We start from the raw sequence: 18,597 nt of genomic DNA, 5'->3' as shown, positions 1-18,597 counted from the left end.
GTTGCGAGATTGCCGCCCGATTGGCCGGCGATGGTCAGGCACATCTGGCCCTGTGATATCGTTGCAACACTTTCTAAAACCCTTTCGCAACTCGATCTGCACGGCGCGTCGCATGACCTTCTTTTCCGTATTGCTGGCCCTCGTCATCGAACAGGTGCGGGCGCTGTCGCCCAATAATCCAGTCATGGCGCTCGTGCGCCTCAATGCGGAGTGGGCCGCTCACGGCTTCGACGCCGGCAAGCAGAAGCACGGCCTCATCGCCTGGCTCGTGGTCGTGCTGCCGTGGACGCTCGCCACGGCGCTCGTCTACTACGTGCTGTACCACATCAGCTTCGTGCTGGCCTTCCTGTGGAACGTGGTGGTCGTGTATTTCACGCTCGGCTTTCGCCAGTTCAGCCACTATTTCACCGACATCCATCTCGCGCTGAACAACGACGATGTGCCGCGCGCGCGCGAAATTCTCCACGAATGGACCGGCCTCGACGCGGTGGACATGCCCGTGAGCGAGATCGTGCGTCACACGCTCATCCATGCGGTGATCGCCTCGCATCGGCACGTGTTCGGCGTGTTCTTCTGGTTCCTCGTGCCGATCGGGCCCGCGGGCGCCGTGCTGTACCGCATTGCCGAATACCTCGCGCGCGAGTGGGCGCGTCCGGCCGAAGACCGCACCGAGGCGTTCTCGAACTTCGCGCAGCACGTGTTCTTCGTGATCGACTGGGTGCCGGCGCGGCTCACGTCGCTGGGCTTTGCGATCGTCGGCAACTTCGAGGACGCGATCTACGCCTGGCGCAATCACACGAACCAGTGGCCCGATACCAACGAAGGCGTGCTGCTCGCGACCGGCAGCGGGGCGCTCGGCGCTCGCCTCTCGGGTCCGCTCGCGGAGCAGTCCAGCGTCGATGCGCTCGCGCAGCCGGGCGAGGGCGGTCCGTACACGGTGGGCGACGACTGCACGCCGCGCACGCTGCAATCGGCGGTGGGCCTCGTGTGGCGCGCCGTGATCCTGTGGATGATCCTGCTCCTCATGCTGACGATCGCCGTCTGGCTCTGAGCGCCGGATCGCCAGCCACGAACATGCAAATGGGCCGCTAAAAGCGGCCCATTTGCATATGCGACGGTGCTTGCGTCACTCGTCGCGCACGTCGCGGTCGCGCCCGCAATTCCAGCACACGGTGAATTGCGCCTCGAGCACCTCGCCGCAGCGCGCGCAGCGCCATGTGGGCGAGCCTGGCGGCGGTCCGCTCACCGCCTCGTCGATCAAACGCCGGGCGAGCTTCTCGTCGCGTTCGTCCACGAGCCACAGCTCGGGTGCGCACTGCTCAGCGGGAATCTCGCCCATCGCGCCGCTCAGGTAGCGGTTGTGCAGCTCGCAGGGCACGCCCGCCGTCGCCAGGATGTTCATCCAATGCTGGGCGATCAGCAGATTCGGCGCGCGTACGAGCTTGAGCATAGGCGCAGGGGCAGGCGGCGCGTCAGCGCACGACCTGGCTGATCTCGTGCATGAGTTGCGCGTAGAGCGCCTGGCGCTCCGGCGCGATGCGACCATCGTCGACAGCTTCCAGAATCGCGCAGCCCGGCTCGTGCAGGTGATGGCAGTTGTAGAAGCGGCAGTGCGCGAGCAGCGGCCGGAATTCGGGAAACGCGCGCTCCAGCTTGCCTTCGGTTAGGTGATAGAGGCCGAATTCCTGGAAGCCCGGCGAGTCGATCAGCGCGCCACCCTCGGGCAAGCTGTAAAGCCGCGTGAACGTCGTGGTGTGGCGCCCGCTGTTGAGCGCCGTCGAAATCTCGCGCGTGGCGGCTTCGGCATCGGGAATCAGCAGGTTCACGAGCGTCGACTTGCCCATGCCCGACTGGCCGAGCAGGATCGTCTGATGGCCGTGCAGGTGCTCGGCGAGCACCGCGCGCGCCTCCTCGGGGCGCCCCTTCACCGAAACCTCGAGCACCGTATAGCCCAGCGCGCGATAGCGTTCGAGCCGCTCGCGCGCGAGCGGCAGCGCGGCCTGGACGTCGATCTTGTTGAGGACGATGAGTGGCTTGAGGTCGTTGGCCTCGGCGGCCACGAGCGCGCGGCCGAGCAGGTCTTCGCTGAAGTGCGGCTCGGTGGCGAGCACGATCAGCAACTGGTCGAGGTTTGCCGCGAAGAGCTTCGACTTGAACTGGTCGGAACGGTAGAGCAGGTTGCGCCGCTCGCCGATCGCGACGATCACGCCCTGATCGGCGGAAGTCGATTGATAGTCGACGCGGTCGCCGACCGCCACTTCGCTCTTCTTGCCGCGCGGGAAGCATTGCAGATGTGCGCCGCCGCCGTCGGGCGCGACGAGATAATGGCGCCCGTGGGCGGCGATCACCACGCCGTGCAGCGTGGCGCCTGCGGCTTTAGCATTGCCGGCGGCTTTCGTTGCGCGCCGGTTCATGCGTGCGCTAGCAGTCGGTCGATCCGCTGCGAAGCCGGCGGATGCGAGTAGTAGAACGCGGTATAGAGCGGGTCGGGCGTGAGCGTCGACGCGTTGTCCTCGTAGAGCTTCACGAGCGCGTTGACGAGATGCTGCGCGTCGGTTTGCGTGGCGGCAAAGGCGTCGGCCTCGAACTCATGCTTGCGCGACGAGAGGCTGCCAAGCGGCGTGACGAAGAACAGGAACACCGGCACGGCGAGGAAGAACAGCACGAGCGCAAGCCCTTCGTTGCCGCCGAGCAGCGACGGCCGCACACCGAGGCCTTCATAGAACCACACGCGCTGCGAGAGCCAGCCGAGCAGGGCGAGCAGCGCGAGGCTGATCGCGAACGTGACGACCATGCGCTTGATCACGTGACGGCGCTTGAAGTGGCCGAGTTCGTGCGCGAGCACGGCCTCGATCTCGCTGCCGGAGAGGCGCGCGAGCAGCGTGTCGAAGAACACGATGCGCTTGGCTGCGCCAAAGCCCGTGAAATAGGCGTTGCCGTGTGCGGAGCGGCGGCTGCCGTCCATCACGAACAGGCCCTTGGCCGCGAAGCCGCAGCGCTGCATGAGCGCTTCGATGCGCGAGCGCAGGGCTTCATCGCGCAGCGGTTCGAACTTGTTGAAAAGCGGCGCGATGAAGGTGGGGTAGAGCACCAGCACGAGCATCTGGAAGGCGACCCAGACGGCCCACGTCCAGAGCCACCAGAGGCTGCCCGCCTGCTTCATGAGCCAGAGCACGACGAAGAGCAGCGGAATGCCGAACGCGGCGCCGATCAGCAGCCCCTTGATGCGGTCCATGATGAAAATGCGCTTGGTCATGCGGTTAAAGCCGAAGCGCTCCTCGACCACGAATTGGCGGTAGTAGTCGAGCGGCAGTTCGACCACGCCGGAAATGGCGAGCACGGCGCCGATCAGGGCGATCTGGCCCACATAGTCGCGCCCGATCGCGTCCGAAATGCCGAGGTCGAGCGCCTGCACGCCGCCGAGCAGCGTGAGCGCGATCAGCACCACGGCGCCGAGCACGATCTCGATCATGCCAAGGCGCGTGCGCGCAACCGTGTAATCGGCGGCGCGCTGGTGCGCGGCGAGCGGGATGGTCGCGGTGAACTGCGCGGGAACCGCGCCGCGGTGCGCGGCCACGAAACGGATCTGGCGCGACGCGAGCCAGAGCTTGGTCGCGACCATGGCGAGCACGGCCACGACGAAGAGCACGCTGAAGTACAGCGCAGGGGAGGGGGACAGATTAGGCATCCAGGAAGTCCGTGGTATCTATGCGACAATTATATGTTCTCGCCGGCCGGGCATCGCATCCTGTCGATGCCGCGCACGCGCCGCGCTTCCAACGCTCTCCGGGTTGCCTTTCATGACTGAGATTACCGCTGCCGGCGCGCCGCTCATCGAGCGCACCGACATGAACCTGATCTGGCTCGATATGGAAATGACGGGGCTCGATCCGGACAACGACCGCATCATCGAGATCGCCGTGGTGGTGACGAACTCGACGCTCGACAAGCTCGTGGAAGGTCCCGTGCTGGCCATCCATCAGCCGGAGTCGGTGCTCGACCGCATGGATGAATGGAACCGCAACACGCACGGCCGCTCGGGCCTCACCGAGCGCGTGCGGGCGTCGACGGTCACGGAAGAAAGCGCGACCGAGCAGATCATGGCGTTTCTTTCGCAGTACGTGCCGCCGGGCAAGTCGCCGATGTGCGGCAACTCGATTTGTCAGGACCGCCGCTTCATGGCGCGCTGGATGCCCACGCTCGAGCGCTTCTTCCACTACCGCAACCTCGACGTGAGCACGCTCAAGGAGCTGTGCCGCCGCTGGCAGCCAACCATCTACAAGGGTTTCCAGAAGCGCGCGATGCACACGGCGCTCGCCGACATCCACGAGTCGATCGACGAGCTCAAGTACTACCGCGAGCACTTCCTCGTTCCGGCGCCGGGCATCGTGCCGGATAACGCAACGGGCGAAGCCGGTCCGGCGCTTTGATCTGAGCCGACACGGCAACGCCGCGGCGGCGGGTTCGTCCCGTCGTCGCCGCGTTCTGTCCCGCGCTGTGTCATGACGCAGCAAGAAGTTTGAGTCTTACGCGCGCGGCGCTCGCTGCGCGTTCTTTGGCCGGAACGCCGCCACGACGTTCGGATCGGTTTCGATATACGGGCCGCCAATCAGGTCGATGCAATACGGCACCGCAGCAAAAATACCCGGCACCTTGACGGCGCCCTGATCGTCGCGCAGGCCTTCCAGCGTTTCCTTGATCGACTTCGGCTGCCCCGGCAGGTTGATGATCAGCGCCGCATGGTCGTCGTTTTCGCGGATCACGGCGACCTGGCGCGACAGAATGGCCGTCGGCACGAAATTCAGGCTGATCTGGCGCATTTGCTCACCAAAGCCCGGCATCTCCTTGGTCGCGACCGCAAGCGTCGCCTCGGGCGTCACATCGCGGCGCGCGGGGCCGGTGCCGCCCGTGGTCAGCACGAGGTCGCAGCCCAGACCGTCCACGAGCGCCGTGAGCGTGGCGGAGATCGTCGCCGCGTCGTCGTGAATCAGGCGGGTTTCCGCGCGCCACGGCGTTTTCAGCACGCTGCCGAGCCACTCCATCAGCGACGGAATGCCCTTGTCCTCATACACGCCGCTCGTCGCGCGGTCGCTGACCGACACGAGGCCGATCACGAGTTCGTCAGGGTGGCTGCGCTCAGGCTTCGTCATCTTCGCGGTCCTCGTCGGCGCGCTCGTCGTCGTGGTCGTCCGCCTCGCCGGCGCCTTGCGCGCTCACGTCCTTGATCCACTGGAACAACTCGCGGAAGGACTTCGGGGGCCGGCTCTGCTCCTGCTCGCGGCGCGCGTTGCGGATCAGCGTGCGGCCCTCCTGCGGGTCGGCGGCTGGGTACTGGCGGATGAATTCGGTGAGCGCGGCGTCGTCGGCGAGCAGTTTGTCGCGCGTGCGCTCGATCCAGTGCAGGCGCGCCGTCGCGGCCCTGTTCACGCCGCGGTGCTCATCGAGCTTCGTGCGCAGCGCGGCGACTTCGGCTTCGGTCAGGCCGCGCATCATGCGGCCTACATACTGAAGCTGGCGGCGTTTGCCTTCGTGGTCGGTGATGCGGCGGCACTCGTGGACGGCGTCCGCGAGGTCTTCGGTCATCGGCATGCGCTTGAGCGCGTCTTTGGGCAGCTCCACGAGGGCCTGGCCCAGTTCCTGGAGCGCTTCCATGTCGCGCTTGAGCTGCGATTTGCTCGGGCGATCGTAGCCGTTGTCGTCCGGGTCGGCGACAGCGTCGTTCATCGGTTGAATGCGGGTTTTGCGTTTCATGGGGCGTATTGTAGCGTGCGCGGGCGTGCGGCCTGGGCTTGAAGGCGCCGCCGGCGGCCCGATATCGGTGTGAGGGTTCATGCGCAGCGCGAGGCGGCGAAAGCGCCTGTGATGCGTGTTCACATACCTTGCTATGATCGCGTGATGCGCTTTGCGAACGCATCGCGTTCCGAAGCACCGGTCGCACTCGAAGCGACACCAGCGAAACACGACATCAGCGGGCCGCATCGGCCCAGAACCGGACCGTAACGACAATGGCAGCAGACATCGAAGCCCGGCAACGCTTTTTCCCGCACACCCAGGACGAACTGAAGGAGATCGCGTCCGACATCCTCCGGCACGCCAATGCGCTCGGCGCAAGCGACGCCGCGACCGAGATCTCCGAAGGCGACGGCTTGTCCGTCTCGGTGCGCCGCGGCGAGGTCGAGACGATCGAGCACAACCGCGACAAGATGGTCGGCGTGACCGTCTATATCGGCAACAAGCGCGGCAACGCGAGCACCTCCGACTTTTCGCCGCAGGCCCTCAAGGACACGGTCGCGGCCGCGTACAACATCGCGCGCTTCACCGCCGATGACGACTGCGCGGGCCTCGCAGAGCGCGAGCTGCTCGAAACCGCGCCGCGCGACCTCGACCTTTACCACCCGTGGAATCTCTCGGCCGACGAGGCCGTGGAAATCGCGCGCCGCGCCGAAGATGCCGCTTTCGCCGTCGATCCGCGCGTGAAGAACTCCGAAGGCGCGAGCGTGTCGGCGCAGCATTCGCAGTTCGTGCTCGCCACCTCGGGCGGCTTCATGCACGGCTATCCGTACTCGCGCCACTACATTTCGTGCGCGCCCATCGCAGGCGCCGGCCGCAACATGCAGCGCGACGACTGGTACACCTCGCGGCGCAGCGCGGCCGAGCTGGCCGCGCCCGAAGCCGTCGGGCGCTATGCGGCCGAACGTGCGCTCTCGCGCCTGAACGCGCGCAGCCTCGACACGCGCAAGGTGCCGGTGCTGTTCGAGGCCCCGCTCGCCGCGGGCCTGCTCGGCGCGTTCGTGCAGGCCGTGAGCGGCGGCGCGCTGTATCGCAAGACGTCGTTCCTCGTCGACAGCCTCGGCAAGCCCGTATTCGCGCCGCACATCCAGATCGTCGAGGACCCGCATGTGCCGCGTGCGGCCGGCAGCGCGCCGTTCGACGAAGAGGGCGTGCGCACGCAGCGGCGCGAAGTCGTCAAGGACGGCATCGTGCAGGGCTATTTCCTGTCGTCGTATTCGGCGCGCAAGCTCGGCATGCAGACCACGGGCAACGCCGGCGGCTCGCACAACCTGCATCTGCAAAGCTCGCTCACGAAGCCGGAGGACGACTTCGAAGCGATGCTCAAGAAGCTCGGCACGGGCCTCTTGCTGACCGAGCTGATGGGGCAGGGCGTGAACTTCGTGACGGGCGACTATTCGCGCGGGGCGTCGGGCTTCTGGGTGGAGAACGGCAAGATCCAGTACCCGGTCGAGGAAATCACGGTGGCTTCGACGCTGCAGGAGATGTTCCACCACATCGTCGCCGTGGGCGCGGATACGCTCGCGCGCGGCACGCGTCAAACCGGCTCGGTACTGATCGAGCGCATGACGGTGGCGGGGCAGTAAGCGGTATTTCCGCAGGCTCAATCAACAACGGCACGCCTTGGCGTGCCGTTGTGCTTTTGGGCGGCGGGTTGTGGGCGCGCGGTTGGGTAGCGTGGCGCGCCGAGGCAATCAATCGCGCCGCACGTAGCGCACGAACGCAAAGTCGAAGTCGTTCGGCGCATTCGCATGCAGCGTCTCGCGCGACGTTTCTTGCCACACGTCGGGGTCCGGTGCGGGAAAGGTGGCGTCGCCCTCGAAGTCCGCGGAGATTTCCGTCACCACGAGCTCATGCGCGAGGCCCAGTCCCTCGCCATAGAGCTGCGCGCCGCCGATCAGGAATGCCGTAGGCGCCTGATCCTGCGCCGCGAGCGCGAGCGCTTCGTCGAGGCTCGTGGCGGTATCGCAGCCGGGAAAGCGCTTGCCCGCGTCGCGCGTCACGACGATGTTGCGGCGGCCCGGCAAGGCGCGGCCGATCGATTCGTGCGTTTTGCGGCCCATGATGATGGGCGCGCCCATGGTGGTGCGCTTGAAGAACGCAAGGTCTTCCGGGAGCCGCCAGGGCAGCGCGTTGTCGCGGCCGATCACGCCGTTGCGTGCACGGGCGACGATGAGGGTGAGCGTCGTCATCGAAAGGGTAGAGGTGCGAGGTTGTAAGCTGTTCGCAGCGATTCTACCTGAGCGCGCCGGGCGGCCCGGCGCGCTCACTCGTGCCCTGTCTTGCCCTCTCGTGCCCCGGCGTCCGTTTCACTCCTGCACGTCGGGCGGCAATTCCGCCTGGTTCTCCGCTTCGCCGTCGAAGAGCGTTTTTTCGTCGCGCAGGCCGTGCGTACCCATTAGCCGGTAGAGCGTCACGCGCGAGATGCCGAGGTCGGCAGCGGCTTCCGTGAGCCGGTGCCGGTGCCGCAGCAGCGCCGCCTCGATCGCGCGCCGCTCCGCGGCTTCGCGCGCCTGCGCGAGCGTGACCGTCTGCTGCGCCGTGAAGTGGGCGAGATCGAGATCCTCCGCCGAGATCAGCTTGCTTTCGGCCATGACGATCGCGCGGCGCACGCGGTTGATCAGCTCGCGCACGTTGCCCGGCCAGTTGTAGTTGTACATCGCCTCGATGGCGTCGGGCGTGAAGCCGCGTATGCGGCGCGCGCTGTCCTGCTTGAACTTGTGCAGCACGTGGTGCGCGAGAATTTCGATGTCCTTGCCGCGTGCGCGCAGCGGCGGCTCGTCCACGCGCAGCACGCACAGGCGGTGAAAGAGGTCGGCGCGAAAGCGGCCGTCGCGCATCGCCGTTTCGAGATCGACGTGCGTCGCCGAAATGATGCGCAGGTCCACGGGAATCTGCTCGTGGCCGCCCAGCCGCTCGATCTTGCCTTCCTGCAGGAAGCGCAGCAGGCTTGCCTGGCTTTCCAGCGGCAAGTCGCCGATTTCGTCGAGAAAGAGCGTGCCGCCGTTGGCCGATTCGACGCGTCCGATCTTGCGCTGGTTCGCGCCCGTGAAGGCGCCGCGCTCATAGCCGAACAGTTCGGATTGCAGAAGATGATGCGGGATCGCGCCGCAGTTGATCGGCACGAACGTCGCCTTGCGCCGCGCGGAGCGCTCGTGGATCGCGAGCGCGGTGAGTTCCTTGCCCGTGCCCGATTCGCCCGAGATGAACACGGTGGCGTCGGTATTGGCGACCTTGCGGATCGTGCGAAAGAGCTGCTGCATCGCCTCGCAGGTCCCGACCATCTCGTCGTCGTCCTGGCTCGCGGCGGCGGCGCCCGGCGCGTCGAGATCGCACAGCGACACCATGCCGAACGCGTGGCCCACGAGGTAGTCGAGCGTGGCGTGCGAGACCGGCACGTGCACGTAGTCGAAGCAGTAGTGGCGGATCAGACGCCGCACTTCGGCGTCGGTCAAGCGCGAGTCGTCGGTGAGCGCGATCCATCCGACCTGCTGCAGCCGCAGGATCGTCTCGAGGCCCGCGAACTCGCGCGGCGCGAAGCCCGTGAGATCGACGATGCCGGCGTAGGCCGCCTCTGGCTTCACGAGGCGCGAGGCCTCATGCACCGTGCGCGCGGTCGCGATTTCCCAGCCGCGGCTCTTCAGGTAGGCGCTGAGCAGCGGGTCGGGCGTGCGCGCGACGTACAGCAAGGTGCGCTCGAGACCCGTCTCGGACTTCGCATCGCGCGCGTGGCCGGCGTCGGATGCAACGCCTGCAGGCGGCGGCCCGGTCACGGCAAGATGCTGACCGGCTCCCGCGAGCGGTGTCACAGTGGCGCCCAGATGTGAGGATTCGCGCACGATCGGCCTCATGACATCAGAAGGTATAAGGGAAACGCACGCCAACAACGAAGTTCGGTGCATCGGGCGTGAGCCCGACGGAAACCGCGCCGTTGATCGTCAAGTGCTTGTTGACCACGTGATTCAGGCCGAAGTTGAGCACCGAGGCGGTGGTCTCGCTGCCCGGCACGCCGGTCCAGCTGCCGCCGGGCGTCTTCGTCTTCGACTGCGGTTCGATGGCCATGGTGTACGAAATGCTCGCCGAATCCTTGTCCGAGAACGCGAGCGCAACGCCGCCGCCGAACTGGATGATGTCGCCAAGCTTTACTTCGGCGGGTTCGGTCTGGCCGATCACCGAGGAGATGTCGGCGAACGAGCGCGAGATGTTGTACGTGTACGAGAGGCTGCCGAACAGCACCACCGGGTCGTAGGTTTTCAGCACCGAGACACCTGCGGTCACGTTCCAGAATCCCGTGCCCGTGGGCAGTTTGCTGGGCGCGACGAGGTTGGTGTTGTCGGGCGTGATCTGCTGCACCTTGATGCCGAACGGCGAGGTGCCGGTCGCCGTCTTCACGCGCAGGCTGCCGACTACGTCCGGAACGCTGTTGGTCTCTTTCAGGAACTGGTAGTAGATCCCGAAGTTCACGTCGCCAATGGCGTTCGAATTGACCGATGCGTCCGTGAGCGTGCTCGCCGAGCCACCCGCGCCGCCCACGATGAAGGTGCTGTGGCGGTACACGTACGGCACGTCCACGTCCACGCTCATGCGGTCGGTGATGCCGTAGCGCGTGTCCAGGTCGGCCGTGATCTGGTGCGACTTGGTCTGCCCCAGATTGATGTTGCCGAGGAAGATCGCGTCGAGCGCGAGGAAGCCCGAGAGCTGCAGCTGGCGGCGATCGTAATAGCTGTCGCTGATACCCCAGTCCAATGTCAGCTTATGGTCGAAGAGCGGTGCGTGCTCGCGCTGCACGACTGCTTCTTCGGCTTGCGTGCGCGAGGGCTCGGCGTTCTTCTGGGTTTCGCCCACAGTCGGGCTGCCGTTGGGGTTCACGCCAACCGGCGCGCCCTGCTGCGGGCCGCTCGCGGCCGCGGTGCCGGTCGCGCCATTGGTCGCTCCGGCGTCGGGCGAGGGCGGGTTCACCGGCACGCCGGTTGCCGTGCCGGTGAGCGCACCGGGCGCAGTCGCGCCCGGCAGCGCCTGGGCGAGCGGCGGCAACGGCACAGGCAGGCCGTCGGCGCCGGGCTGCTCCGCCACCGTTGCGTCCGACGCGGCGTCGGGCGCGCCTGCGCCCGGCATGCCTCGGCCGCGTTGCGCCATTTCGAGGTTCGTCACCTGGCGCTCGAGTGACTGGATTTGCCGCTGCTGCTCGTCCACCACCCGCATGAGGGTGTTCAGCCGCTCTTCGATCGACTGGCTTTGAAGCGCCTGCGCGTGGGCGGACTGCGAGAGCGCGAACAGCAAAACCGCTGCTGGTATGGCGGCCAGCGTCGCGTGCGGCGCGGCCGTCCTTGACATCGTCTTCATTCTTCTTCCCCCGGGATCGAATGCGGGCGCCAACTGGAACCCCCTGGTCCCACGCCCGCGCACGTCGATGCTCCTCATTCAAAGTCCTGCTGCTCGCGCGGGTCCTTGCCCGCGTGGTGGTCTCCTTGCTGGTGCGCCTCGTTATGAGCCCTCGGTTAGTGGAGATTTCGCAGCGCCTGTAATACGCCGGACTGCCGGATCATTTGCGACGTCATCTGCTGCGTCTGCAGACTCAGTTGCAACTGGTTGGCGACCTGCTGGTTATTGCCTGCGACCTGGAGTAGCTGGGCGATCGCGCCGGCCTGTTGCGCGTTGCCCGGCATGACGTTCTGCGTGGCGATGCCCGCCGGCGTCTGCAGCGTCACATTGACGCCGTTACTGCCGAACGAGATGCCCGCCTTGATGCTGCCGCTCGCGTTCGAGGCGGACGCGCTCGACTGGTTGGCGCCTGGCAGGTTGGCGATCTGCGGCGCGTTGTTGTCGTAGGAGATGGTTGCGGCATTGGCGCCCGCATTGCCATTGCCGGCCACCTGGGTGATCTGCGAGACGCCGTTGACCGAAACGTTCTGGCCGCCGGTGGCCGTCGCGTTCGGGTTGGCGCCGCTGTTCGCGCCCGTGGTTCCGCCCTGCGCCGGGTCGATCACGGTTGCATATGTCTTGACCTGCGCGCTTACCTGGTTGGCCGCGTTCTGGGCGACCGCGAGTGCGCCTTGCGCGACTGCGGTCGCGCCGTTTGGCAATTGCCATTGAGAAAGCAGGTTCAGAACGAACCCGGAAATCATGTCGCTGCCGGCATATTTGCCGGTCTGATGCGCGAGCACGTCGTCGCCGACGGCCTCGCAGCGGATGCCTGGCGCCTGCGCGTCGGCGTTCGAGAGAAACGCCGGCACCGGCTGCGGCAAGCCGATGCCATCGGCCGCTAGCGCACCGCTCGAGAAAGCGCAGGCGAGCGCGGAGACAGCTGCCGCGATGCCACACTGTGAGAGGTTGCGTTTCATGATTCTTCGGACTTCAGAACATGACGGCCTTATCGAGGCCGTATTCGAAGAAGGGAGTCGCAGCCGTGCCATTGAGCAGTGCGTTTTCACGCAGCTTGAGCGCGAGCGACTCGTTGTTCTGCAACAGCGGAGAATCCTCCAGGAACGGTTTTCCGAGCACCGCGAAGACGAGGCCGTTCCATGTCTTGGCAAAGTCGTCTTCGGCGACGATACGGTTGCCGAGCGCGGGGTCCGCAATGAAGATGCGGCTGTTCTCGGCATGCTTGACGATCACGAAGTGCTCGTAGCCATCGATGTTCATGAGCACCAGCACGGGAATCTGCAGGTGGTAGAGCGCGTCGGTGTTGACGCGAAAACCGCGGCCGCGCAAGCCGATCGTCTCCACGAACTTCTTCATGTCGAGCATGGAGAAGCCGTTCTTGACGACCACCTCGGGTGTGGAGAACACCATCATCTGGCGGATCAACTCAGGTTCGGGGATGTCGATGCCGTAGCCGTACTTGAGCAGCGTGGCGAGTGCGGCAGCGCCGCAGCTGTAGTCATACTGCTGGCTGACGATGCTGCGATAGCGCAGGTCCCGCATCGAGTGGACCGGAAGCTTCACCGGCACGCCGATGAGGTGGGTCGCGTCGAGCGTCGACTGCTGTGCATGCACAGGCACAAGCGCCGCGCTGGCGGTAAGCGTCAGCGCGAGCACAAACATCCTTGACGCCGGGGTCGAGAGGGGCCCGGACATGGTGGTCTCCTGCCTTCTGGTTTGCGCGCCGGCTGCGGTGGGACAGCCGGCGCGCGTTGCTTGCTGCGTTACTGCCTGGGACGAGCCCAGTTCCTGCGGTACTGCCAGCCGTGCTTAGTGGCCGTTGTTCATCGCGGCGATTGCCATGCCGTTGTGCTGCAGGTTGCCGATGCCGCCGGCAATGTTCACGCCGATGTTGCCTTGTGCGCCGGTGAGCGTATTGGCGCCGAGGCTAGCCGTGCCCTGGAACTGGCCGGTTGCCGACATGTTGGCGTTCTGCACGTTGTTATCCGTCGCGACCATGGCAACCGTCGAGGCCGAACCCGGGCTTGCCGTCGTCACGGAGCCGGCGAGGCTGTTGTTCTGCGCGTTGCCGATACCGGATGCGACGTTCACGCCGACGTTGCCCGAGACGTTCGCAAGCGAGCCGTCACCGACCGACGCGTTCAGATTGAAGTTCTTCACGTTCGCGCGGCCACTGGAGCTTTGCGTGTTGAAGATCTGCGCGTTGCCGAAGACGTTGCCCATGTCGACGGAAGCGAGCGCGACATCGTTGCTTTGCGCGTTGTTGATGCCTTCCGCGATGTTCACGCCAAGGTTGCCCGTCACACCGGTTGCCGCGTCGCTGCCCGTGTTGGCGTCGAGCGTGCCGGCTTGTTGCGTGTTGATGTGCTGCGTGATGTAGCCGGTCGTATGCTCGTCGACGGTGTTGAGCGTGTCGCTCACGCTATAGCCCCAGCTCTTGGTCGAGCTCGATTGGTGCGACGACGAATGCTCATGCGAGTTCATGCTGGTGCTCGACTCGCTGTACGTATGGGCATACGTGTTGCTCGAGTTCTTCGTCTTGCTGCTCGAGCCGCTCACGCTGGCCGAGAGTGACGCGCTCGCCGTGCCGTCGGCATAAGCCGTGTTGGCAGTGGTAGAGCTGTTGCTCGTGTTCTTGTTGTTGTTCACATCCCACGTTGCGCCGACGTTCGTCGTGTCGCTGTTGTTATGCGAATTCGTCTTCGTGTGCGACGTGCTTTCCGAGCCGCTGAGGTTCAAGCTTGCCGAGCCATTGTGCGGGTTGCCGCTGTGCGACCACGACGCGTTGGCTGTCAGGCTGCCATTGCCGCTTTGCGACTTCGTCGACGTGTTGTTGCCTACGCTGCTGTAGCTCGTACCGAGCGCCGCGCTGCCCGTATCGCTAAAGCTGCTGGACGTCGTGTGGTCGTGCGTGCTGCCGTTGTCGGTCTTGACGTGATAGTCGGCGCTCGCGCTTGCGTCGAGCGACTTGCTGAAGGTCGAGCTGCTCGACGAGCTCTTTGTGGTCGATGCGTTGACATTATGCGTCTTCGACTGGCTGCTCGACGATGACGACATGCTCGACTCGCTCGAACTCGACGACTTCGTGAACGTGTTGCTGCCCGTGCCCATCACGCTGAAGTTCGTGTCGTTGAACGTCGTCGTCACCTTGCCGCTGTTATAGCTTTGTGCTTGCGGAATGAGCGTGCCGCCGCCGGTGGTCTGGTTGTTGTTGATGACGGCGCCGGCGGTGCTCGAAACCGAGACGCAGCCGAACAGCGCGACAAAGCCTTCGATGCCGACGTACTGGGTTACGCCTGTGGCGTTGAACAGATACGCCGAATTAGCCGCGTGAGCGGAACCTACCGCCGACGCGAGAACTGCCGCTGCTATGAGGGTGCGCTTCATGATTTCGCTCCGATACTGAGTGGTCAGTTAAAAAAGAGTGCCCGCCGGGGGACGGAGCACAAAACTGTTTGCCGTAGCGTTACCGGCGCCGGCTGTCTGGTTCACCTGCACGAGGCCCGTCGCATTCCTGAATGCCGCATTGTCGATGCGTACCTCACGAATGCCCCCTGCCTGGGCCATTTGCCCCCGACTGCCGTTTTGGGCAGCCGCCGCGGACAATTCACCGTCCGAGACCGCCACCACACCAATCGCACCACTGCTGATGAGCGCAGTGTTGCGCTGGACATTGCCCACGCCCGCCGACTGATTCACCATCATTGCGCCGTTCGTGTTTGCAAAAGCACCTGTACCTATCGTCGCGGTCGCGCCCTTGAGCCGCGCCGTGACGGTGGCGAGCTGGTCGTCGCCGTTCACGTTGATCGACACGTTGCCGGTCGTGATCGTCAACTGGTTGGCCTGGGCGTTGTCGACCCCCGCTGTTTCGTTCACGGTGAGCGCGCCCGTCGTCGAGGTGGCGGCGCCCGGGGCGATGCTTGCCGTCGCGCCGACGCTGACCTGGGCCTGCGCGGCGCCGGCAAAGGCGAGCGCGGCGGCGCAGACGAGCGCGCCGGGAAGCGCCGTGCGCAGCGTGTGCCACGTGCATGGCGTCTGGATCGAACGGCTCATTTCATGCCTCCCATGGCGCCCGAGAGTGGGGCGAGCGCGCCTGTGATCGTCGAGGAAATCGTGCCGCCGAGGCCGCCGCCTACGCCGGCGCTCGCGCCGGGGCCGGCCGCCACGTTCGCGCCGGTCGCGCTGCCCGTGAGAATGCGCGTGAGCGCCTGCACGCCGGCGGTTTGCGCGCTCAAGGCGCCGTTCGCGTTCACGCCACTCGAGCCGTGCGCGTTGGTGAGGTCCGTGTCGGTGACGAGCGTCGCGATCGCCGGGTCGAAGCTGTTCTTGGGAAAGGTCGTGGCGCGCACGAGCACGGGGTCCTGGCTCTTTGGCACGTTGTCGAAGGCGCTGCGCGGCGTGATGTCGCGTTCGACGATGATGTCGCCGGGATTCGTCACCTGCTGGGCGTACACGCCCGCTGTGACGCTCGCGGCCAGGGCGCCGCACAGGGCGGCGGCGGCCTGGATCGAGCGGCGGCTTGCGCCGCGCGTCGAGTTGCGTGCTGTCATTCTGGTCTCCTCCTGGCCGGAGTCGGCGCATGGGCGCCTTGTCCGGTCCATTTGTCCTGGCTTCGCGTTATTCACCGCGAACCGGACACCGCGCCGCAGGCGGCACGGGTGCTATCTCATCGTCACTTTCTCGTGTAGCTTGCGAGGTTGCCCTGCGCGTTCTGCGTGGCGTCCACGGGGATCGGCAGCGGTGCAGGCGGCGCGATTTCGTCCCAGAGCGTCACGTTGTTGTTTCCACGCATCAGTTGTGGCGTGGCCGCAACCATCACCATGCCGACGGCGCCGCCGCGCTGGCGCGAGAGCGTCTGATCGTCGAGTGAGCCGATGCCCGCGAAGGCGCCATCGTTGCCAGAGGCGACAGGGTCGGCCGGCGCCTGCGCGCTGGTGGCCGTGGCGCTGGTCGAGTCCGTGGCGGCGGCGTTTGTATCGTCGGCCGGCGCGCTTACGGCGAGCGTGGCGGGGACGAGTGCCGCAGGTGTTGCAGGAACGACATCCGGGGCGGCGTTCGTGACGCTGACAACCGTGTTTGGCGCGGCTGACGCATCGTCCGGCGCCTGTGCGCGAGCGGCGGGCGAGAGGACGAGGAGGGCGGCCGGTACGAGCATGGCGGCGCATGCGCTGCCGTAGCCGATGACACTGCGCCGGACCTGCTGGATGTTGAGTCGCATGGCGTATCTCCTGGTGCGAGACATTTAGCGAAACGTGTGCCATCGCCCGCAATCCATTGATACGCTTCGAACCGCACTATTTTCTGCAAACTTTGAATGGCGGATATTCGCCAAAATGTTTCAGCGCTGAAACGTGAGGCCGTTTAAACCCGTTTGGAATGCCATATGGTTTCAAAGGAGAACGTTTGCGCGCCAGACGCTTAACTATTCAGAGAATGGAAACATCCGTAATTATTTCTGCACTGACAAAATGCCAGGAAACAGGTGGAAACATTTCCATCAGTCCCTTATGCATTCCAATTGCATAAATTCTATCCAAGTGCCATGAGGCTATAGTAAGCTTCAGAAAAAGCCGTAATGCCTAAAAGAAAAAGCCCGCAACTGGGCAAGTTGACACACACGCCACAACTCGGGGATTCACTGTCAGCAAAAGCATGCGCGTTCACTGTTTTTTGCAGGTACGCGAAAGTCGCTTTTTGCTGCGTGTCTGTACATTCAGGTGCGTGCCGTCATTCCCAAACGATGGTGTTGGCAAGAGGATCTGAATAATGGAACCTGCAACGCGGCAATTGGTGTACGTGACGCGAAAACCGGTCGAAGCGTTGAACGAGCGGTTCCACGAGCGTGGCTGGCAGGTGGAGATCGTCGGCAACGCACGGGACGCGCGGCGGGCGCTTCGCGCAGGTATGCCCGCGGGGGGCTTGCTCGATCTATCAAGCGAATTTCATCTGCATGAAATCGGCTCATTCGAGCCGTGCCTCACGTTGCCCAACGTCGGCTGGGTGGCGGCGACGACGACCGGGCAACTGCAGGACGCAACGCTGCGCCGTCTGGTGCGCGATTACTGTTTCGATTACGTAACGGTCCCCTGGAACGGCGATCGCATCGTCGATTCCGTCGGCCACGCGTATGGCATGGTATCGCTCGGCGAAGTCGCCTCGAACGACACCACGGGCGGCAGCGAAGGCGAAATGGTCGGCTCGTGCGAGGCGATGCTGGCGCTGTTCCGCTCGATCCGCAAGGTCGCGCTGACCGACGCGCCGGTGTTCATTTCGGGCGAATCCGGTACGGGCAAGGAACTCACGGCGGTGGCGATCCACGAGCGCTCGTCGCGCCGTAGCGCGCCGTTCGTGCCGATCAACTGCGGCGCCATTCCCCCGCACCTGCTGCAGTCCGAGCTGTTCGGCTACGAGCGCGGTGCGTTCACGGGCGCGAGCCAGCGCAAGGTCGGGCGCGTCGAATCGGCCAATGGCGGCACGCTCTTTCTCGATGAAATCGGCGACCTGCCCATGGAAAGCCAGGCGAGCCTGCTGCGCTTCCTGCAGGAAGGCAAGATCGAGCGGCTGGGCGGCCATCAGTCGATTCCGGTGGACGTGCGCATCATCTCGGCCACCCACGTCGACATGCGCGCGGCAATGGTGGAAGGGCGCTTCCGCCAGGACTTGTATCACCGCCTGTGCGTGCTGCAGATCGACGAGCCGCCGCTGCGCGCGCGCGGCAAGGACATCGAACTGCTCGCGCGGCACATGCTCGAGCGCTTCAAGAAGGACGGCAGCCGGCGCCTGCGCGGCTTTTCGCCCGACGCCATCGCGGCGCTGCACAACTACAGCTGGCCCGGCAACGTGCGCGAGCTGATCAACCGCGTGCGGCGCGCCATCGTGATGTCGGAGGGCCGCGCGATCACGGCGCGCGATCTCGAACTGGGCGACTACGTCGAAGTGGTGCCGGTCTCGCTCGCCCAGGCGCGGGAAGCCGCCGAGCGTCAGGCCATCGAACTTGCGCTGCTGCGCCACCGCGGCCGTCTTGGCGACGCCGCCCAGGAGCTCGGCATCTCGCGCGTGACGCTGTACCGGCTCTTGTGTGCGCATGGCATGCGCCATATGGAAAGCGAGCCGCTCGCGCCGCATCCGGGCGGGCTGGCGTCGGGCGGTTGAGGCGCGGTGAGGTTGCTCGAGTTTGATTCAGGTTGCTTGAAGCGGCCGGCGCTTTCGTGCTCCGTGTGTTGAGCGCGCGCCGTCGCTTGTGGCGGGTCATTGTCATGGTGTTTCATCTCGCTGCGACTCGTTGCGCCGCGAGCTTTTCCCAGGGCTCTTCGTAGCCCGTCCTGCGGGCGTTTCGCCCTTGTCCCCGTTTCGTGACGGACTCGCGCTTTCGGCGCGGCCGACCCGGGACGCGCGCGCCGGGTAAAATCCTCCTTTTCCATCCTG

Annotated in this window: 18 protein-coding genes; 4 read left to right on the top strand and 14 right to left on the bottom strand. The window is 65.5% G+C overall.

All coding sequences use genetic code 11. The annotated features are described in order from the left end of the window. The first annotated feature begins 112 nt into the window (after positions 1–112). Entirely contained in the window at positions 113–1,051 is a 939-nt protein-coding gene (locus tag U5A58_RS19920) for a CobD/CbiB family protein (RefSeq protein WP_321912622.1), read from the top strand. Between the two features lie 75 nt (positions 1,052–1,126). Here U5A58_RS19920 and U5A58_RS19915 read toward each other — a convergent pair whose 3' ends face one another. From U5A58_RS19915 to U5A58_RS19905, 3 genes are read right to left on the bottom strand one after another with little or no spacing between them, the layout of a single operon-like run. Beyond that, a complete protein-coding gene (locus U5A58_RS19915; RefSeq protein WP_321912620.1) occupies positions 1,127–1,450 on the bottom strand; it encodes a DUF2007 domain-containing protein in 324 nt (107 codons plus the stop codon). Between the two features lie 22 nt (positions 1,451–1,472). After that, positions 1,473–2,414, bottom strand: a complete 942-nt coding sequence (gene rsgA, locus U5A58_RS19910; RefSeq protein WP_321962700.1) for a ribosome small subunit-dependent GTPase A — start codon at positions 2,412–2,414, stop codon at positions 1,473–1,475. Further along, on the bottom strand, positions 2,411–3,688 hold the full coding sequence (locus U5A58_RS19905) for a M48 family metallopeptidase (RefSeq protein ID WP_321962699.1): 1,278 nt from the start codon (positions 3,686–3,688) through the stop codon (positions 2,411–2,413). The genes rsgA and U5A58_RS19905 overlap by 4 nt, the downstream gene beginning before the upstream one ends. A 112-nt stretch (positions 3,689–3,800) precedes the next feature. Between U5A58_RS19905 and orn the strand changes: the two genes are divergently transcribed. Next, the gene (orn, locus tag U5A58_RS19900; RefSeq protein ID WP_321962698.1) at positions 3,801–4,430 is read left to right on the top strand and encodes an oligoribonuclease; all 630 of its coding nucleotides are present in this window, start codon (positions 3,801–3,803) and stop codon (positions 4,428–4,430) included. 96 nt (positions 4,431–4,526) lie between these two features. Here orn and mog read toward each other — a convergent pair whose 3' ends face one another. Together mog and yjgA are read right to left on the bottom strand one after the other, a co-directional pair. Further along, complete coding sequence (gene mog, locus U5A58_RS19895; protein WP_233882353.1) at positions 4,527–5,150, bottom strand: molybdopterin adenylyltransferase; 624 nt, start codon at positions 5,148–5,150, stop codon at positions 4,527–4,529. Beyond that, positions 5,137–5,751, bottom strand: coding sequence for a ribosome biogenesis factor YjgA (gene yjgA / locus U5A58_RS19890; protein WP_321962697.1), 615 nt, complete (start codon positions 5,749–5,751; stop codon positions 5,137–5,139). Before yjgA ends, mog begins: the two co-directional genes overlap by 14 nt. 254 nt (positions 5,752–6,005) lie before the next feature. Between yjgA and pmbA the strand changes: the two genes are divergently transcribed. After that, positions 6,006–7,376 (top strand): metalloprotease PmbA, encoded by a 1,371-nt coding sequence (gene pmbA / locus U5A58_RS19885; protein ID WP_321962696.1) that lies wholly within the window; start codon positions 6,006–6,008, stop codon positions 7,374–7,376. A 108-nt stretch (positions 7,377–7,484) separates the two neighbouring features. Here pmbA and U5A58_RS19880 read toward each other — a convergent pair whose 3' ends face one another. From U5A58_RS19880 to U5A58_RS19840, 9 genes are all read right to left on the bottom strand, one after another. After that, the gene (locus U5A58_RS19880) at positions 7,485–7,982 is read right to left on the bottom strand and encodes a dihydrofolate reductase (protein ID WP_028206731.1); all 498 of its coding nucleotides are present in this window, start codon (positions 7,980–7,982) and stop codon (positions 7,485–7,487) included. Between the two features lie 117 nt (positions 7,983–8,099). Then, positions 8,100–9,629, bottom strand: coding sequence for a sigma-54 dependent transcriptional regulator (locus U5A58_RS19875; protein ID WP_321962695.1), 1,530 nt, complete (start codon positions 9,627–9,629; stop codon positions 8,100–8,102). Between the two features lie 16 nt (positions 9,630–9,645). Continuing rightward, complete coding sequence (locus tag U5A58_RS19870; protein WP_415774263.1) at positions 9,646–11,124, bottom strand: hypothetical protein; 1,479 nt, start codon at positions 11,122–11,124, stop codon at positions 9,646–9,648. Between the two features lie 164 nt (positions 11,125–11,288). Further along, positions 11,289–12,131: a peptidase C39 gene (locus U5A58_RS19865; protein WP_321962693.1), complete on the bottom strand. Its 843-nt coding sequence runs from the start codon at positions 12,129–12,131 to the stop codon at positions 11,289–11,291. A gap of 13 nt (positions 12,132–12,144) precedes the next feature. Then, positions 12,145–12,867 carry a C39 family peptidase gene (locus U5A58_RS19860; RefSeq protein ID WP_415774259.1) on the bottom strand — a complete coding sequence of 241 codons (723 nt, stop codon included), beginning with the start codon at positions 12,865–12,867 and terminating at the stop codon, positions 12,145–12,147. A gap of 114 nt (positions 12,868–12,981) precedes the next feature. Then, positions 12,982–14,559 carry a cell wall anchor protein gene (locus tag U5A58_RS19855; RefSeq protein ID WP_321962692.1) on the bottom strand — a complete coding sequence of 526 codons (1,578 nt, stop codon included), beginning with the start codon at positions 14,557–14,559 and terminating at the stop codon, positions 12,982–12,984. Positions 14,560–14,586: 27 nt separating this feature from the next. Further along, positions 14,587–15,225: a hypothetical protein gene (locus U5A58_RS19850; RefSeq protein ID WP_321962691.1), complete on the bottom strand. Its 639-nt coding sequence runs from the start codon at positions 15,223–15,225 to the stop codon at positions 14,587–14,589. Further along, entirely contained in the window at positions 15,222–15,722 is a 501-nt protein-coding gene (locus U5A58_RS19845) for a hypothetical protein (RefSeq protein WP_321912599.1), read from the bottom strand. The genes U5A58_RS19850 and U5A58_RS19845 overlap by 4 nt, the downstream gene beginning before the upstream one ends. Positions 15,723–15,844: 122 nt before the next feature. After that, on the bottom strand, positions 15,845–16,390 hold the full coding sequence (locus U5A58_RS19840) for a hypothetical protein (protein WP_321962690.1): 546 nt from the start codon (positions 16,388–16,390) through the stop codon (positions 15,845–15,847). A gap of 548 nt (positions 16,391–16,938) precedes the next feature. On the opposite strand from U5A58_RS19840, the gene U5A58_RS19835 reads away from it, so the two are divergent. After that, positions 16,939–18,324 carry a sigma-54 dependent transcriptional regulator gene (locus U5A58_RS19835; RefSeq protein WP_321912595.1) on the top strand — a complete coding sequence of 462 codons (1,386 nt, stop codon included), beginning with the start codon at positions 16,939–16,941 and terminating at the stop codon, positions 18,322–18,324. The last annotated feature ends 273 nt before the right edge of the window (positions 18,325–18,597 follow it).

Source organism: Paraburkholderia sp. J7, assembly GCF_905220155.1.
In the GTDB taxonomy this organism is placed as follows: Bacteria; Pseudomonadota; Gammaproteobacteria; order Burkholderiales; family Burkholderiaceae; genus Paraburkholderia.
This window is presented reverse-complemented; position numbering and strand designations above follow the sequence as displayed.

Bases quoted from the DNA above. Each gene is read 5' to 3' on its own strand.
- U5A58_RS19920 (WP_321912622.1), top strand. From the start codon at position 113: ATGACCTTCTTTTCCGTATTGCTGGCCCTCGTCATCGAACAGGTGCGG.
- U5A58_RS19915 (WP_321912620.1), bottom strand. From the start codon at position 1,450: ATGCTCAAGCTCGTACGCGCGCCGAATCTGCTGATCGCCCAGCATTGG.
- rsgA (WP_321962700.1), bottom strand. From the start codon at position 2,414: ATGAACCGGCGCGCAACGAAAGCCGCCGGCAATGCTAAAGCCGCAGGC.
- U5A58_RS19905 (WP_321962699.1), bottom strand. From the start codon at position 3,688: ATGCCTAATCTGTCCCCCTCCCCTGCGCTGTACTTCAGCGTGCTCTTC.
- orn (WP_321962698.1), top strand. From the start codon at position 3,801: ATGACTGAGATTACCGCTGCCGGCGCGCCGCTCATCGAGCGCACCGAC.
- mog (WP_233882353.1), bottom strand. From the start codon at position 5,150: ATGACGAAGCCTGAGCGCAGCCACCCTGACGAACTCGTGATCGGCCTC.
- yjgA (WP_321962697.1), bottom strand. From the start codon at position 5,751: ATGAAACGCAAAACCCGCATTCAACCGATGAACGACGCTGTCGCCGAC.
- pmbA (WP_321962696.1), top strand. From the start codon at position 6,006: ATGGCAGCAGACATCGAAGCCCGGCAACGCTTTTTCCCGCACACCCAG.
- U5A58_RS19880 (WP_028206731.1), bottom strand. From the start codon at position 7,982: ATGACGACGCTCACCCTCATCGTCGCCCGTGCACGCAACGGCGTGATC.
- U5A58_RS19870 (WP_415774263.1), bottom strand. From the start codon at position 11,124: ATGTCAAGGACGGCCGCGCCGCACGCGACGCTGGCCGCCATACCAGCA.
- U5A58_RS19865 (WP_321962693.1), bottom strand. From the start codon at position 12,131: ATGAAACGCAACCTCTCACAGTGTGGCATCGCGGCAGCTGTCTCCGCG.
- U5A58_RS19860 (WP_415774259.1), bottom strand. From the start codon at position 12,867: ATGTCCGGGCCCCTCTCGACCCCGGCGTCAAGGATGTTTGTGCTCGCG.
- U5A58_RS19855 (WP_321962692.1), bottom strand. From the start codon at position 14,559: ATGAAGCGCACCCTCATAGCAGCGGCAGTTCTCGCGTCGGCGGTAGGT.
- U5A58_RS19850 (WP_321962691.1), bottom strand. From the start codon at position 15,225: ATGAGCCGTTCGATCCAGACGCCATGCACGTGGCACACGCTGCGCACG.
- U5A58_RS19845 (WP_321912599.1), bottom strand. From the start codon at position 15,722: ATGACAGCACGCAACTCGACGCGCGGCGCAAGCCGCCGCTCGATCCAG.
- U5A58_RS19840 (WP_321962690.1), bottom strand. From the start codon at position 16,390: ATGCGACTCAACATCCAGCAGGTCCGGCGCAGTGTCATCGGCTACGGC.
- U5A58_RS19835 (WP_321912595.1), top strand. From the start codon at position 16,939: ATGGAACCTGCAACGCGGCAATTGGTGTACGTGACGCGAAAACCGGTC.